Source organism: Sediminibacterium sp. KACHI17, assembly GCF_040362915.1.
GTDB lineage: Bacteria > Bacteroidota > Bacteroidia > Chitinophagales > Chitinophagaceae > Sediminibacterium.
This window is the reverse complement of sequence record NZ_AP029612.1, coordinates 919652-936280: the sequence shown is the minus strand read 5'-3', so window position 1 is coordinate 936280 and position 16629 is coordinate 919652. Positions and strand designations below refer to the sequence as shown.

General features: G+C 39.9%; 13 protein-coding genes. 7 read left to right on the top strand and 6 right to left on the bottom strand.

The window, feature by feature from the left end:
* Window positions 1-50: 50 nt before the first annotated feature.
* A complete protein-coding gene (locus ABXG83_RS04045; RefSeq protein WP_353550208.1) occupies window positions 51-1301 on the bottom strand; it encodes a serine hydrolase in 1251 nt (416 codons plus the stop codon).
* A 124-nt stretch (window positions 1302-1425) separates the two neighbouring features.
* On the opposite strand from ABXG83_RS04045, the gene ABXG83_RS04040 reads away from it, so the two are divergent.
* The gene (locus ABXG83_RS04040) at window positions 1426-2853 is read left to right on the top strand and encodes an L-serine ammonia-lyase (RefSeq protein WP_353550207.1); all 1428 of its coding nucleotides are present in this window, start codon (window positions 1426-1428) and stop codon (window positions 2851-2853) included.
* A 54-nt stretch (window positions 2854-2907) separates the two neighbouring features.
* Here ABXG83_RS04040 and mqnE read toward each other — a convergent pair whose 3' ends face one another.
* Window positions 2908-4059 carry an aminofutalosine synthase MqnE gene (gene mqnE, locus ABXG83_RS04035; protein ID WP_353550206.1) on the bottom strand — a complete coding sequence of 384 codons (1152 nt, stop codon included), beginning with the start codon at window positions 4057-4059 and terminating at the stop codon, window positions 2908-2910.
* 234 nt (window positions 4060-4293) lie between these two features.
* Between mqnE and ABXG83_RS04030 the strand changes: the two genes are divergently transcribed.
* On the top strand, window positions 4294-5613 hold the full coding sequence (locus ABXG83_RS04030) for a nucleoside permease (protein ID WP_353550205.1): 1320 nt from the start codon (window positions 4294-4296) through the stop codon (window positions 5611-5613).
* A gap of 102 nt (window positions 5614-5715) precedes the next feature.
* Here the strand turns inward: ABXG83_RS04030 and trxA are convergent, their stop codons facing one another.
* Window positions 5716-6033: a thioredoxin gene (gene trxA, locus ABXG83_RS04025; protein ID WP_353550204.1), complete on the bottom strand. Its 318-nt coding sequence runs from the start codon at window positions 6031-6033 to the stop codon at window positions 5716-5718.
* Between the two features lie 281 nt (window positions 6034-6314).
* Here trxA and ABXG83_RS04020 point away from each other — a divergent pair, with 281 nt between their 5' ends.
* From ABXG83_RS04020 to ABXG83_RS04005, 4 genes are all read left to right on the top strand, one after another.
* The gene (locus tag ABXG83_RS04020; RefSeq protein WP_353550203.1) at window positions 6315-7379 is read left to right on the top strand and encodes a nickel-binding protein; all 1065 of its coding nucleotides are present in this window, start codon (window positions 6315-6317) and stop codon (window positions 7377-7379) included.
* A 102-nt stretch (window positions 7380-7481) separates the two neighbouring features.
* Window positions 7482-7880 carry a DUF4242 domain-containing protein gene (locus tag ABXG83_RS04015; RefSeq protein WP_353550202.1) on the top strand — a complete coding sequence of 133 codons (399 nt, stop codon included), beginning with the start codon at window positions 7482-7484 and terminating at the stop codon, window positions 7878-7880.
* A 109-nt stretch (window positions 7881-7989) separates the two neighbouring features.
* A complete protein-coding gene (locus tag ABXG83_RS04010; RefSeq protein WP_353550201.1) occupies window positions 7990-8658 on the top strand; it encodes a DNA alkylation repair protein in 669 nt (222 codons plus the stop codon).
* 156 nt (window positions 8659-8814) lie between these two features.
* Window positions 8815-9165: a VOC family protein gene (locus ABXG83_RS04005; protein ID WP_353550200.1), complete on the top strand. Its 351-nt coding sequence runs from the start codon at window positions 8815-8817 to the stop codon at window positions 9163-9165.
* Between the two features lie 80 nt (window positions 9166-9245).
* Here the strand turns inward: ABXG83_RS04005 and ABXG83_RS04000 are convergent, their stop codons facing one another.
* Window positions 9246-10493, bottom strand: coding sequence for a DUF418 domain-containing protein (locus ABXG83_RS04000; RefSeq protein WP_353550199.1), 1248 nt, complete (start codon window positions 10491-10493; stop codon window positions 9246-9248).
* Window positions 10494-10614: 121 nt separating this feature from the next.
* Entirely contained in the window at window positions 10615-14286 is a 3672-nt protein-coding gene (dnaE, locus tag ABXG83_RS03995; protein ID WP_353550198.1) for a DNA polymerase III subunit alpha, read from the bottom strand.
* A gap of 284 nt (window positions 14287-14570) precedes the next feature.
* Here dnaE and ABXG83_RS03990 point away from each other — a divergent pair, with 284 nt between their 5' ends.
* On the top strand, window positions 14571-15296 hold the full coding sequence (locus tag ABXG83_RS03990; RefSeq protein ID WP_353550197.1) for an NlpC/P60 family protein: 726 nt from the start codon (window positions 14571-14573) through the stop codon (window positions 15294-15296).
* Between the two features lie 32 nt (window positions 15297-15328).
* On the opposite strand, the gene ABXG83_RS03985 is transcribed toward ABXG83_RS03990, so the two are convergent.
* Window positions 15329-16594: an aspartate kinase gene (locus tag ABXG83_RS03985; RefSeq protein WP_353550196.1), complete on the bottom strand. Its 1266-nt coding sequence runs from the start codon at window positions 16592-16594 to the stop codon at window positions 15329-15331.
* Between the last annotated feature and the right edge of the window lie 35 nt (window positions 16595-16629).

Below are 16629 nucleotides of genomic sequence, written 5' to 3'. Positions count from 1 at the left end.
TGTAGTAATTGTGTATCTATAAAGGTTAGCAGGCTTTCACTATGATTGTATCAATAGGTCAGAATGAATTTACTCAGCTCCGGAATTCGCTTTTTCTTTCTTTTGAGCTCATGTTCATAGATCAGTTGTCCAAGGTCTCTGAGAAAAGGATATCCAATACTCTCATACTCATAACGGTCATCATTAAAAATCCCGTCACTGTTGCAATGTATGGTGGCACTCAGCATGAATTCAACTTTATTCTCTTGGTCAACGATATAGGCGATGTCTGTAAGAAATCCATAAGCACCCCCAATTTTATTAAAGATGCGAATATGCTTTGGCCGATCACCCTTTGCTGCACCATAAAGCAGAAATTTCACAGAAGCATCCCAAACAGCTTCCTTAGGATATACAGGATATTTACTTTCGGGAGGGAAACAACTCATAGCAGCATGCAGAAAATCATAGTCGCTTTTTTTCAGTTTAAATCTGGATCTTTTTGGAAAAGACTCCGGAAACAACACGGATTGTAATATGCGATGTAGATCACTCAAGTAAATGCGATTTTTTTCAGAGAAGTTAAAAGGCTCTTGGATTAATGTATTGCCGGACATATACCCTTTCCCCAACCTGCTTTCAAAAGAAGGAAAAACAACTTGGCTCTTCAGGGAGGGTTGCTCATGTAACACTTTGCCATTTTGATCAACAAAATATACAGGATGTGTCGTTCTGTTTTGCAGCTCTGTTCTGCTTACACTTAACCAATGTCTGATCACTGCATTGGGATACCCTTTTTCTGTTAACTTTTTATGGATGTATTCCTGTCCGAGAAACTCGTACAATCTGTTGTAAGCATCATTGTCGCTTACTAAAAATATTTTTCGGATGAATAATGCAATACAAGGGCGTTCTAGAGATTCATCGGATAGTTGTTTGCCAATATATTTTGATGCATCATTACTATCAGTGACCATCGTTGTATGAAGATCGACTCCTGCAATATTCAATTCATTTAACTTTTCAAATGCAAGAAATGCTAGTGGCATTTTCACGGTACTGGCAGGATAAAAATATTGCTCCGGATCAAGATTGAAATCGTAATCTTTGAATTGAGGTCTATTCTTTCGATCCCTATCTATTTGCGTATACCTGATCTGTACGATCCAATCTTTTGAATGCTGCAGTACTTGCCCGAATAGATCGGGTTTTGTTTGCATCAACTGTTCTAATAAAGCCATCTTGTTATTGGATAAATTTTGGGACTGCACATTGGTAGCAGATACAATCATGCAAAGGCCGAATAACAAGAATTGACGCATACTCAAATGTAATGAATGCGATAGAAATGATTCTTGCCCATATTGGGATATTACCCACAACCGGCATACTTGTATGGGATAGACTATCACTATAAGTCTTACATTTGAAGCACAATTTTTTTGCATGCCACACGAAGCGATCTCGGTATTTGATATGTTCAAAATTGGTGTCGGACCTTCCAGTTCCCATACACTTGGTCCATGGAGGGCTGCCATGCGTTGTGTAGATACCATTCGGGCAAAGGGTGGATTGGATCAGGTTCTTTCTGTAACGGTATTGTTATATGGTTCTTTGGCCAAAACAGGGAAGGGGCACGGCACTGATATTGCTGTGATGTTGGGGTTATGCGGCGAAGATCCTGTAACAATCGATGTCAATAGCATTCAACCCAAAATACAACACATACAAAACTCACAGCAATTGTTGTTGGGTGGAACCTTGAATATCCCTTTTATCCTGCCTGATCATCTTCAATTCCTGCATCAGGAAACATTGCCTTTTCATCCGAATGGACTATCCTTTCTGATCGAATTGAAAAATGGTGAACATTGGAGTGAAACATATTATTCCATCGGTGGTGGATTTGTTGTGAAGGAGGGTGAAGATAAAAATGCACAACAAACTGTTGATCTCCCTTTTCCGGTTAACACAGCAGATGACCTGTTACACTGGTGCATGAAAACGGGTATGTCGGTGCATGAAGTTGTGATGGAAAATGAGCAGGCCTGGCGCTCCGAAGAAGTGACTCGAAATGGTGTGTTGAATATCTGGCATACCATGCGTGATTGTATCTATCGTGGCTGTCATACCAAAGGTGAATTACCGGGTGGATTACAAGTAAGAAGAAGAGCATTTGATCTGAATAAAAAACTTATCCAACAAAATACTTACACAGACTACACATCGTGGGTTGAAGCGATCAGAAAAGGTGGGCATGATTTTAAATATATTTTAGATTGGGTCAGCTGCTTTGCGTTGGCAGTAAATGAAGAGAATGCCTCATTCGGCAGAGTAGTTACAGCACCTACGAATGGTGCTGCGGGCGTAATTCCTGCAGTGCTGCAATATTTCATTGCTTTTTGTGATGGATTGGATGATGAAAAGATCATCCGTTTCTTACTCACAGCTTCCGAGATCGGTAGTATTTTCAAAAAAGGTGCTACGATATCTGCAGCGATGGGTGGTTGTCAGGCTGAGATCGGAGTGTCTTCTGCAATGGCGGCTGCTGCACTCACTGAATCATTGGGTGGAACCCAACGTCAGACACTGATGGCTGCTGAAATTGCAATGGAACATCATCTTGGACTGACTTGTGATCCGATCGGCGGATTGGTACAAGTGCCCTGCATCGAAAGAAATACAATGGGTGCTATCAAAGCGATTACTGCTTCACAACTAGCGCTTCAAAGCTCGCCTGATTACGCAAAAGTAAGTTTGGATAAAGTCATTAAAACCATGTGGGATACTGCATTGGATATGAGCAGCAAATACAAAGAAACTGCAGATGGCGGACTAGCCATTCATATACCGATCAGTTTGCCGGAGTGCTAAGTTTGATTTCTTGATCTGTGATTTTTTGATTTGAAAAGATCAAGAAATCACAGATCAAAGAATCAAAGATTCAGAATAATCTTTAATCTCATTATACAAAGTTCCTCTCTCCACCGGTTGTCTGTTCACTTGTTTGATCAGGCGTACCAATTCTTCAGTAGACATGGTAGGGGTTTGTTCCTCACTGCCGGCCATTGCGTAGATCTTGGTTGAATCATCAATGGTACCATCAATATCATTTACACCAAACGATAAGGTCAGTTGCGCATTTTGTCTGCCCAACATTGGCCAATAAGCTTTGATATGAGGGAAGTTATCCATGTACAAACGTGATACAGCATACATGCGCATATCTTCTACAACGGATGATTCAGGAATATGACTCATGTCGTTGTCCTTATTGCGGAATTTGAGTGGGATAAACGTATTGAATCCACCTGTCTCATCCTGTAACTGGCGTAATCTTTCCATATGATCGATACGGTGCCAGAATTGTTCAATATGCCCATACAGCAAAGTGGCATTACTATGCATACCAAGTTGGTGTGCTGTTTTATGAATATGTAACCATCCATCAGCATCTACTTTATCTTCACAGATCTGTTTACGAATCTCAGGATGGAAGATCTCAGCACCACCTCCAGGTAAAGAATCAAGTCCCGCTTCATGCGCCAATCGCATTCCTTCTTCTACACTTACCTTGGCTTTGCGGAACATATAATCAAGTTCAACAGGTGTAAAGGCTTTGACATGTAGATCCGGACGATGCGCTTTGATGGTTCTCAATAATTCAAGGAAAAAATCCAAATTCATTTTGGGGTGAACGCCACCAACAATGTGCACTTCAGTTACAGGCTTGCCATCATAACTCTTAACGATATGCATCATTTGTTCAATGCTCAGTTCCCATCCTTCTTCACGGTGTGCATATAAGCGGGAATAGGAGCAGAACTTACAAGAGAACACACAAACATTCGTAGGCTCAATATGAAAGTTTCGGTTAAAATAGGTCTTATGCCCATGTTTTTCTTCTCTTACCCAATTCGCTAAAGCACCCAAATAGGATAATGAGCCTTTTTCAAAAAGGGTAACACCCTCTTCAAAACTGATACGGTCTTTTCTGAGGATCTTTTCTCCAATATTTTTTAAGTCGTAATCTGACTGTGTTGCTACCAAAATAAAGGGGTCTGAAATTCGTGCGCTCATCTTCACTTAATTTGACTGCAAAAATACGATTATAGTTGCCACTGAAAGCACAGAATATCACTGAATCGTTTCTGTGTATATCAGTGCGCTCAGTGGCAATCTCTTTCTAATTTTTAAGATTATAATCCCTATAAAACCACCAAATGCGAAAGTTCATGAATTTTATATAGATTCGTTGGTCTTGTTGAATAAACAGCATAACAGATAGATGGTTCATCACTAATTGTATAATCTATGTCAATTAAACTCAGGCTGACTTTTTTAAGTTTTTTTCAGTTTTTTGTTTGGGGAGCCTGGCTCACAACTTTGGGGTCTTATGGATTCGGGTTTAAAAACTGGACAGGTGCCCAATTTGGTGCTGTTTTTTCAACCCTCGGACTCGGTTCCCTGATCATGCCGGCGCTGATTGGTATCATAGCTGACCGTTGGATGAATGCTGAAAAGCTGTACGCTTTGTTGCATATTCTTTATGGATTGACATTGTTTGTACTACCTTTTATTGATGAGCCCAATACATTCTTTTGGGTACTCTTGGTGAGCATGTGTTTTTATATGCCAACCATTTCACTGTCCAACTCGCTTTCGTACAGAATTTTGATCGATAATCAAATGGATGTCGTAAAAGTATTCCCTCCCATTCGTGTGTGGGGGACGATTGGTTTTATTGCAGCTATGTGGACCACCAATCTGCTCAGTGACCCACAATCGCCATGGGAAGCCGGTAAAGCTGTTGGGGAACAGATTGCGGCTTTTACAGGTCATGCTATTAATGCGAATCAATTTTATATCGCCGGGGTATTCGCTGTGGTACTGGGTATCTATTCTTTCTTCTTGCCAAAATGCCCTCCTGAAAACAAAGGAAGAGGTGCTGGTTCTTGGATGGACAACTTAGGCCTAAAAGCTTTCAAATTGCTGGGTAATTACAAGATGGCCATTTTCTTTTTGTTCTCCATGTTTCTGGGAGCTGCTTTACAGCTGACCAATATGTATGGGGATACTTATTTGAAGGATTTTGAAAAGATCGAGCAGTATAAAGATTCTTTCGTAGTGGAATATTCAACGATCATCATCTCGATCTCTCAGATATCTGAAACACTCTTTATTCTGGCGATCCCATTCTTTATGAAAAGATTCGGGATCAAAAAAGTGATGTTGATCTCCATGTTTGCATGGGTATTGAGATTTGGACTTTTCTCTTTCGGTAATCCGGAAGGATTCTTCTGGATGATCATCCTGTCGAATATTGTGTATGGTATGGCATTTGACTTCTTCAATATTTCTGGTTCTTTATTCGTAGAAACTTCGATCGATCCGGAAATACGTTCTTCAGCTCAAGGATTGTTCATGATGATGACCAATGGTTTTGGTGCTATCATGGGAAGTGTACTGAGCGGCTGGATGATCGACGGATATTACCTGCTACCTGATGGTAGCAAAGATTGGTCCGGCATCTGGATGGTCTTTGCCATCTATGCATTATTCATCGCCATCTTCTTTGGGTTACTCTTCCGACATAAACACAATCCTGCGGAAGTCAAGAATATGTCACACTAATAGGTATAACTAATAGATATATTGAATAATAAAAAAGCAACTGAATTTGATCAGTTGCTTTTTTATTTGATAAGCTATCAACTTGAAGCTTATAGCTGCAGCTTAAATATGCGCCTGAATCTTTTTATCCAATACAGATTTAGGAACTGCACCAATTTGTTTGTCTACAATTTGTCCGCCTTTAATGAAAAGGATCGCAGGGATAGAAGTGATACCATAATTCACACTCAGGTTTGGATTATGGTCAACATTTACTTTGCCCACATTTACTTTACCATCGTATTCCTTGGCCAGTTCTTCAATAACGGGTCCGATAGCGCGACAAGGTCCGCACCACTCAGCCCAAAAATCCACTACTGTCAGTTTATCACTATCCAGCACCGTCGTCTGGAAATTCGCGTCTGTTAATTCTAAAGCCATTTTGATTTTATTTTTAGATGTTTATTGTTTGAAAAGCTTTGATGATAGCGTATAGTTCATGGCTAATGGTAGAGCCATGTGCTATGAACCATAAGCTATAACCTACTAGCCAAGAATCAAATTTAAGCCCAATCCGCTTTCTCTGCCCCTTTGACTTTTCCACCGTTGTTATTAATGACGTAAGGGCAGGGGAAACCTGACAGTGGGGCATTATTGTATTGTTTATATCCGGAATATTTGTAATTTGTTAGTACGAGATACATTTCACAATGCCTATTTACATGGATTTGCATATCGTTCCTGGAGTTAATGCAAAAGATGTTGCAATAGCTCATAGCCAAGATGTTTATCTTGAAAAGGACCACAATTGTAAATGCCTCACCTACTGGGTTGATGAACAGAAAGGGCATGTGTTTTGCTTGATCGATGCGCCATCCAAAGAAGTTGTGTATGAACTTCATAGTAGATCTCATGGATTGGTGCCACATAAGATTATAGAAGTAGAACCTGGTCTGGTACAGTCTTTTTTAGGCCGTATTACCGATCCTGAAGTAGACGAAAAAACAGAAGACGGTTTATTACTAGTGAAAGAAAGTTCTTATCGGATAATGATGCTAATCCAACTTCCTGATCCAATCTTGTATCAGTATAAACATCAAAATGGGAGTTTAATACAGCAAAAAATAGCTGCTATTAAGGAAAAAGTCATTACAGGAGGAGGGAGAGTCGCATTGCTTCATTCAGAAGGCATTATTGGGTCTTTTGTTCAGGTAGAAGAAGCGATAGAAGCGGCGATGCACATTATGACCTTAGCGGAAAAAGACTTTAGCATAACCATTGGGTTGCATGGGGGAGAACCTGTAACTAAACATGAGAAATTTTTCGGGGATACAATTAGCCTGCTTAAATATCTATGTTTCTTTGCTCATCAAAGTCCGATACGCATAAGTAATGCGTTACGGGAGATGATGATTCATAAACAGCTTACGAAACAAGACCGGTCAATATTGATTTTATCTGCTTCGGATGATCTGCTTATCAATAGTATAATCATATTGTTAGAAGAAAGATATAATGACCCTACGCTTCAAGTTGAAGATATGTCAAGAACGCTTGCATTGAGCCATTCGCAACTCTACAGAAAAATAGTAGCACTTACAGGATATTCTCCCAATGATCTATTGCGATCTTTCAGATTAGAGAAAGCTAGAAAGTCTTTGCAAAAAGGAGGGAAGAATATCACAGAAATTGCTTTTGAAAATGGATTCAATAGCCCATCTTATTTTACAAAATGTTTTAGAGAAAGTTTTGGAATAACTCCTCATGAATATGCTGGCTTACAATAAGTCCTATTGCAAGAAATTTACCAATTTTTGAAAGAAATGAGATAATAAAGGGCTTATGCGCTATCTAATTTTGGATTATTCAATCATCCAAAATCTATGGTTATGAAACAAGTTAAAATCCTTTTCAAATCACTACTTATTGTGTGTTTATTTATGCTTCAACAAGAGGCAAAGGCTCAACAAAAGTCTTCTACCGATGCAACAAAAGAGAGCAGTCAAAGTAGTATGAAATTATTCCTAATTGAAAGAGATATTCCCGGTGCGGGTACATTGACACCTGTAGAGTTAAAAGGGATCTCGCAAAAATCTTGTACGGTACTCACATCCATGGGGCCAAAGATAAAATGGGTCCAGAGTTATGTTACGGGTAATAAGATATTTTGTGTGTACCAAGCTGAAGATGAGAAATTGATCAAAGAACATGCACAGAAAGGTGGGTTCCCGATCACTAAAATTACGCAGATCAGTTCTACGATTAGTCCTGCCACCGCTGAACAATAAATGCGTTTTATTTGATAAAAAATTAAAGCTTGGCATTTATTGCCAGGCTTTTTTAGTGATGAAATATTGGGTGTAAAATAATTATCTTGTATTCCTTTTAACTAATGATATGACCCTCGAAGACATTCTTTCTGTATTACAATCACTCGGCAACGAAAAAATGATGGCGATCAACACCAAAGCCGGTGCTGGGGAAAATCAGTTCGGGGTAAAAATGGGTGATATTCGAAATATTGCCAAGAAGCTAAAAACCAATCATACACTGGGGTTGGAACTATGGAATGCCGGAAATATTGAAGCTCAGTTTTTAGCCATTCTTATTATGAAGCCTGATCAATTATCGGTTGAGCAGTTAGACCAAATGGTAGAACAAATTGATTTTACCCATGTAGCAGATTGGTTTAGCAATTATATTTTGAAAGATCATCCGGCAAAAGAAACGCTTAGGATAAAATGGCTTAAGTCAAACAACAAGTGGGCATTGAGAGCAGGATGGAGTTTGATGGCTGGTAAGATCGCCAGAAATGCTGATGATATTGATTTAGCGGCGCTATTAAAACAATTACACAAAGAACTGCCTCAAGCAGCACCTGAAGTTCAGTGGACCATGAATTTTGCGCTTGCATATATTGGTATTCATCATCCTGCTTATAGAAAACAAGCATTGGACATAGGAGAGGAGCTGGGAATCTATCGTGATTATCCTGTTTCAAAAGGTTGCACTTCTCCATTCGCACCCATATGGATCAACGAAATGGTCAAAAGACAATCCAAATAAAATATCGTGAAACGTTGTGGTAAAATAATCAACACAGTATAACGCAGTGTTTAAACAAGAAGTTGTGTAGAGGAAATATTGAAAAAATATGAGTAACGGTTGATTTTAGTTGCACCTGTTCTAGTAAATCCCGAGTTTGCAATCAAATTCATCTAAATGCTGACACAGATCCATCCCAAATTACCCATGCGGGATAAAGCAACGACCAAATCCTATTATGTTGACCAATTGCAGTTTCGTGAAATAAGTGATTATGGTGATTACTTGATCCTTCAAAAAGATACTATCGAAATTCATTTCTTTAGCTTTCCAACATTGAATCCTTTGGAGAATTATGGACAGGTGTATATCAGGCTAGATGAGATTGAAACTTTTTATCAGTCATTACTAGACAGAAAAGTAGCGATTCATCCCAATGCTCCTTTGACTGAAAAACCTTGGGGGCAAAAAGAATTTGCACTCCTAGATCCTGATCATAATCTGCTCACTTTCGGACAGTCAATTTAATCTCAGTGTAATCTCTGTTCTGTTTTTCTCTGCGGTGCATTTATTCGAATATTCACCGCAGAGAAAAAGAGCGTGGTATTTTACGCGGAGGCTTGCTTTTTTCGGAAAGGTTGTATTTTAAAATATGTCAACGATCTCCACAGCCACTCTACCGGGCCGAAGTAGAATTTTTTAAACCACCATTTGCATGCTATTGCCTGGAGTATGAAAAATGCAAGTGCGATCAGCCAGTTGAGCCAGGGAGCTGTTACGCCCACTAAACCAAATCCAAATCCAAAAAACAAAACAAGACCAAGTGCTGTTTGCAGTAAGTAACTGGTCAAAGCCATTTTTCCGATAGGTGCTAATGGGTATAATAAGTTTTGCCAAAATTTTCGGTTCATTAATAAAGTAATTCCTGTAACATAGAAAACCACGAGGGCTGCATTATTGAGATTATACAATGTGCCAAAAATGAAGCCTACCAATGGACTGCTTTCCCAGCCGAGTTTAAAACCTTCATTCAATCCATAGATGCCAACCCCACCTAAGAGTGTTACCAACACAACCCAACCGGACTTATTTTTTATTTTTTTAAAAATGGGTTTTAGTGCTTCCGAACTCATAGCAAACCATCCCTTTCTGCCACTATACATTCCCAATAAGAAAAATCCGAGTGTAACATAAATACGACCACTGCCAAATTGGAAATCAAATTTTTCTCCAATGCTGATGATGTTATTCTTCATCATACTCCAGATATCGCTTTTATAGACTGTTTTGAAAAATGCTTGTGAAGGATCAGGTCCCGGAGGCGGACCAGATGGAGGAGGTGGTGGTGGCGTAGTAGAGGTCAATTGTTCAATGAGTCCTGGCAACTGCATGAGTAAGCTGGGTAAATTGATCGCTAATAGAACACCTATGATCAATACAGCGCGGTTGCTGAGTTTGCGCATGGGTAAAAGAATAAAACCCAGGGGAGCATAAATGGAAAGAATATCTCCTCTCCAAAATGCATGATGTATCAAACCAATTATTCCCATGATCGTGATACGCCAAGCATATCTCCAAACAAAGGGTCTGCCGCTTTCTTCCATACTGTTCATCTGGAGGAAAAAACTCAATCCAAATAAAAATGAAAAGAAGGCGAAGAATTTACCGGAGATCAATATTTCATTCACGATACCAATAATACCACTTGCAGTATCATTGTGTTTCTCGAAAATAGATCCGGGTAAAGGTCCGGCATTGTACCAATAGATCATGTGCGCCAGAAGGATACCTAATAAGGCAAATCCACGTAGTGCGTCTACTGTTATAATACGTTGCTTCAGGGTTTCAGATGACATAAGGTCTGTTTTGGCAACAAGAAGCTATTTTTTCTTGGTAAAAAACAGACAAAAAAGGATAAGCAGCGTTTTTGAAAGATAAATGGCGATTAAGACTCACTAATTGATCAACTCCCTGTCATTATCCTACAACTCCCACAGTCACATCCAAATCCGGGTTCTCTAATAAGAAGCTAGCCATTTCTTCATTCATCATGAATCCTTTCTCCAACGAATACATACTCACTTTGAGTTGTTCCCTAGGTTCATAAATATTGAAACGCAAAGAAGATTTTCCGGGATGCTCTCTCACATTTTTATCAATGAAGGATACAAAATCAGGAGTTACTGAAGCCGGATGCATGTTGATCTCAATACTGCGTGTCAAGTTTTGTTTTACTGTTTCCAGTAAAGACATCACATTCACCTTAAATTCAAAATTATTAGGTTGATTGAAGCGCGAACGAAAGAAGCCGGTAAGTAAAATGTTTTGCCCCTTCTCTAAATAATTCTGGAACTTGATATAATCTTCACTCCACAAAATGAAATCAGTTTTACCGCTAAAATCCTCAATGACAAAAGAGCCAAAATTCTTCCCCGTTTTTGTTACCCGATGCTGAACATCGATCACCAAACCGGCTACACGGATCTGTTTTCCGGGATTAGGCTGTAAATGCAGCGTTTGTTTGATCTCATTAAAATCATTGATACTGGTGATGCCATAATACTTCAACTCAAACTTAAAATGATCCAGTGGGTGTCCGCTCATGAACATTCCCGTTACATCTTTTTCATGATCCAGTAGCTCTGTGAGTGTCCATGGTTCTACATTGGCGATCTTGGGTATCGGTACCTGCATGGCTGAAGACATATCTCCAAACAATGTATTGGTACTCGCGGCTGCTGCAGATTGATTGGCTTGACCATAGTTGATGATCTTCTCTAATCCTGATATTTTTTCACCATCTGCAACATGAAAATATTGAGCACGATGAAATTCCTTGAAACAATCAAATGCACCTGAATATGCCAAACTTTCTAAGGATTTCTTATTGACACTTCTTTGGATCACACGTTTGATAAAATCAAAAATGTTTTGGTACCATCCATTTTTTTCTCTCTCGGCAATAATGTTTTCGACTGCAGCTTCACCCACGCCTTTTAAGCCCCCTAATCCAAAACGGATCTCGCCATTTTTGTTTACGGCAAAGCCTTTTAAGGATTCATTGATATCCGGTCCCAGCACTTTAATCCCCATCCTCTTACATTCTTCCATAAAGAAGGTGATCTTCTCAATGCTGCCTGCATGATTCAGCACGGCAGACATGTATTCACCCGGATAATGTGCTTTTAAGTAAGCGGTTTGATATGCTACAAAAGCATAACAGGTGGAATGTGATTTATTGAAAGCGTATTGTGCAAAGGCTTCCCAGTCTGTCCATATCTTTTCCAATTTATCCGCAGGATGCCCCTTCGCAGTAGCCCCTTCAATAAATTGAGTTTTCATTTTGTCAAGAACTGATTTTTGTTTTTTACCCATGGCTTTACGCAGCACATCTGCATCACCTTTGGTAAAACCACCTAAACTCTGACTCAGCAACATCACCTGCTCTTGATATACAGTGATACCATAGGTCTCTGCCAGGTATTCCTCCATTTCAGGAATATCATAGGTCACAGGTTCACGACCATGTTTTCTATCAATGAATTTTGGAATGTAGGCAATCGGCCCGGGACGATACAGGGCGTTCATCGCAATGAGGTCATCGAACTTATCCGGCTTGAGATCGCGGAGATATTTCTGCATGCCTACACTTTCAAACTGAAAAGTGGCATTGGTTTCTCCACGCTGGTATAAGTGAAATGTTTTTTCATCATCCAACGGAATATTATCCAGATCAATGGTGACTCCATGGTTTTGCTGAATGAGTTCCAATGCTGTTTTCAAAATGGAAAGGGTCTTCAGACCCAGAAAGTCCATCTTGATAACACCGGCATCTTCAATAATACTTCCCTCGATCTGTGTTACCCATAGATCTGAATCTTTGGCCGTGGCAACAGGGATCAATTCCGTAAGATCTTTCGGAGCGATGATGATTCCCGCAGCATGAATGCCTGTATTACGAACAGACCCTTCTAGTCTTTCCGCTTCTTTTAATACTTGTGCACGGATATCATTGCCCTGATAGATCTCTCGTAGTTTTTTTACATTCTCAATATCTTCTTGCTGATAAGCTTCTTTTTCTTCCAGTGATTTTTCACCATCTTTTACAGTTAATGGTGCATGTAATACGCGTCCCAGTTCAGTTCCGGGCTTATCCGGAACCAGCTTGGCCAACATATTGCTTTCGGCAAGCGGGAGATCCAATACACGGGCCACATCTTTAATACTCATCTTGGCGGCCATGGTACCGTATGTGATGATCTGTGCCACCTGTTGTTTCCCGTATTTGTCAACCACATAATCGATCACTTTCTGACGGCCTTCATCATCGAAGTCCGTATCGATATCGGGCATGCTCTTACGGTCAGGATTGAGGAAACGCTCGAACAGCAAATTGTATTTGATCGGATCAATATTCGTGATACCGATACAATAAGCCACCACACTTCCGGCAGCAGAACCACGACCCGGACCTACGAATACACCTAATTCTCTTCCTGCTTTGATAAAATCACTCACGATCAAAAAGTATCCGGCAAAACCCATGGTCTTGATCGTGAACAATTCAAAATCGATACGTTCCTGTATCTCCGGTGTAAGGTCTGAATAGCGCATTTTAGCGCCCTCCATGGTAATATGACGCAGGTATTCCCACTGATTCAGGTTGGCGTCGGTATGTATCTGAAACTCTTTTGGAATTGGAAATGCAGGAAGCAGGATATCCTTTTTAAGATTCAATACTTCCACCTTATCTACGATCTGATTGGTATTATCCAGTGACTCGGGAATATCACTGAACAGTTTTTCCATTTCCTGTGTCGTCTTGAAATAAAACTGATCGTTAGGAAATTTGAATCGTCTGTTTTTGATCTGTGCATCATCGTTTACGAAGTCATCAAAACCCGGTGTGCTTTGTTTTTCTCCGGTATTGATGCATAAAAGAATATCGTGTGCATTGGCATCATCTTGATCTACATAGTGACTGTCATTCGTTGCAATAACAGGGACGTTGTATTTCTTGGCAAACTTCAATAGAGTTTGATTGATGAGTTCCTGTTCTTTGATATTATGACGCTGTATCTCGATATAATAATCTTCACCAAACAGGTCCAGCCACCATTTGAATTCCTGTTCCGCCTTTGCTTCACCATCATGTAAGATGGTCTGCGGCACATAGGCACCAATACAACAAGTTGTTGCGATCAGTCCTTCATGATATTGCTCGATCAGTTCTTTATCGATACGTGGATATTTACTATACATGCCTTCAATGAATCCAAGGGATGTAAGTTTGACTAGATTCTCGTATCCTTTTTTGTTTTTGGCTAGCAGAACCTGATGGTATCGTTCATCTTTTACCTCTTTTGTGAAAGTTTTTATATGTCTGTCTTTCACTACATAAAACTCACAACCCACGATCGGTTTTATCACAGGGGCAGTGATATCTTTTCCATTGGCATCTTTTCCGATCACCTTGGTATTCTTCCAGGCCTGACTTACAAATTCAAAAGCACCAAACATGTTGCCATGATCTGTAATGGCCAGGGCAGGCATATTATCTTTTGCTGCTTTTTTATACAAACTATCGATCGCTGCAGCACCATCGAGCAGTGAATATTGTGTATGAACGTGGAGATGAGAGAATGCCATAGAAACAGTTCGGAAGTCTGATGTCGGAAGCCTGATTTGGGATGGCAGATATCAGATCGCAGATGTCAGATGTATAATCTCTGATGTCTGATATCAGATGTCTGATTTTATTGGGTCAGGCTTCCATATTCCGAACTCCAAATATCCAATTTTGGAGGGGTTCTCTTTACTACCAATTATCCACATTGGCTACTTACTATCAGCCATTTGCTATGAACTATTGACCATCCGAGATCTTTTCCACATCGCTTGGCATAAAAACCGCAGCAGGGTATATTGCAGGTATGATGAACAGATCTGTTTGGATGATAGGAATGATCAGCTTATTGAGCTTCACGAGTTGTAAATCATTGAGTAAGCTGACTTCAAGGGATAATTCTACGGCTAAAACAACAGCTGCCAAAACAACCGGATCAAAAGAACGCACTTTTCTTGACCAGATCGAAGTAACACCGGGCTCTGTGGTTACAACAGGACATAAGGCCAGCACTACCAACGCAAATATGTCATCAGCCAGTAATACCGGCAAGCGAAATAACACCGGATCATCTGATATGAATGCGTTCAATATTGAAAGAGCAGGTTATCTGCAATTAAAATACGCTGTGATCATTGACGCTACTGTCGAAAAATTAACGAATATAGCCCTGCTCGAAACCATCGATAAATGGTGGGGAACGAAATATTGTTTGGGAGGAAGTACAGAAGATTGTATCGATTGTTCTGCATTCACGCAGGTGATCATGCGGGATGTATTTAATACTACCTTGCCAAGAACAGCTCAAGAGCAATTTGACAATAGCGAGAAGATCGAATTGGCAGACCTGCAGGAAGGGGATCTGGTTTTCTTTCACACAACGGGTCGTAACCGTGATATCACCCATGTAGGCGTTTATCTGCTCAATAATAAATTCGTTCATGCTGCCACCAGTGGTGGTGTAATGATCAGCGATCTGAATGAAAAATACTGGCAACCGAGGTTCAGAGGCGCCGGTAGGGTAGTAAAATGATGGTTGATGGATCAACAACAATCATGAAAATATTACCTGAACAAAGCTTGTACTGTTTCTTTGGTCTTTTGTAAGAGTACTACGTCCTTTCCCTCCAGCATTTTATTGAGTAAAGATTCCTCATAATGTCTGATGGTAAGTAATTGAAGATTTTTTTCTACCTGTACATCAAATAACATTCCTGACTGAGCTGCGAACTGATCTGTTTTATCCTGTTTATCATCCATACAGATCTGAACACCAATAGCGCCTGTTTGAATCAGATTCGGCCTGATGCGGGTTTGTCCGAAGATGCCATATAGTTGTCGCATAGGTTCTTCTCCCATAAATGAGAAGTCACGACTTTTCAAATGGATCAATATCTGTTTGTCTTTGATCACAAAAATTGGAGGGAGCCCTTTGATATTTTTTTTGTGGATGATAGTGCCCGGTAAAGAAGGATCCAGAAAGCATTTCACATACATTGGGATGCCCTTATTCTGTAGGGGCTTAATCGTTTTTGGATGGATGACCTGTGCTCCATAAAAAGCCATTTCGATCACTTCATTGAAATTCAATTCCTGGATCAATTGCGCTTCCGGAAATTGTTTGGGGTCTGCATTCATGACTCCCTCAACATCTTTCCATATGGTCAAACTTTCAGCATTGAGCATATTGGCAAACAATGCAGCAGTATAATCACTTCCCTCACGTCCGAGTGTGGTGCTTTCATTTTCATCAGTAGATCCGATGAAACCTTGTGTTACAATAATGTTCTTTCCTTCACCAACTGTCAGTTGCCAGCTCTCTGCTATTTTCTTTTCTGTGAAAGCAATATCTACGCCTGCGTCTCTGAAATTATCATCTGTACGAAGGATGTCACGAACATCGACCCATTCATTTGCGATATGTTCCTCATTCAGAAAATGGCTAATGATCGAAGTACTTAAGAGCTCTCCCACACATACAACCTGATCATAGTAATAATCAAACTCTCTGACCGGTTTATCGTGTAAAAGCCATTCCACTTCTGTAAAAAAATCATTGAGTTTGGATGCACAACTATTGTATTCTTTTACCAGCAAATATTTAGCAGTTGTAAGGTGCTGGTTTTTGATCACTTCAAATAGTTGAAGCGCTTCCTCTTTTTTTCCTGCATAAAAAGCTTCCACCACTTTTTCAAGTGCATTGGTGGTTTTGCCCATCGCAGAAATGATGATGACAAGTGGGGACTGACGATATTGTTGAACAATAGATGCCAGATTTTTGATGCGATCTACACTATTGACACTGGCTCCGCCGAATTTGAATACTTTCATTGAAATAGATGTTCTAAAGCAAAACTAAGGGTAAG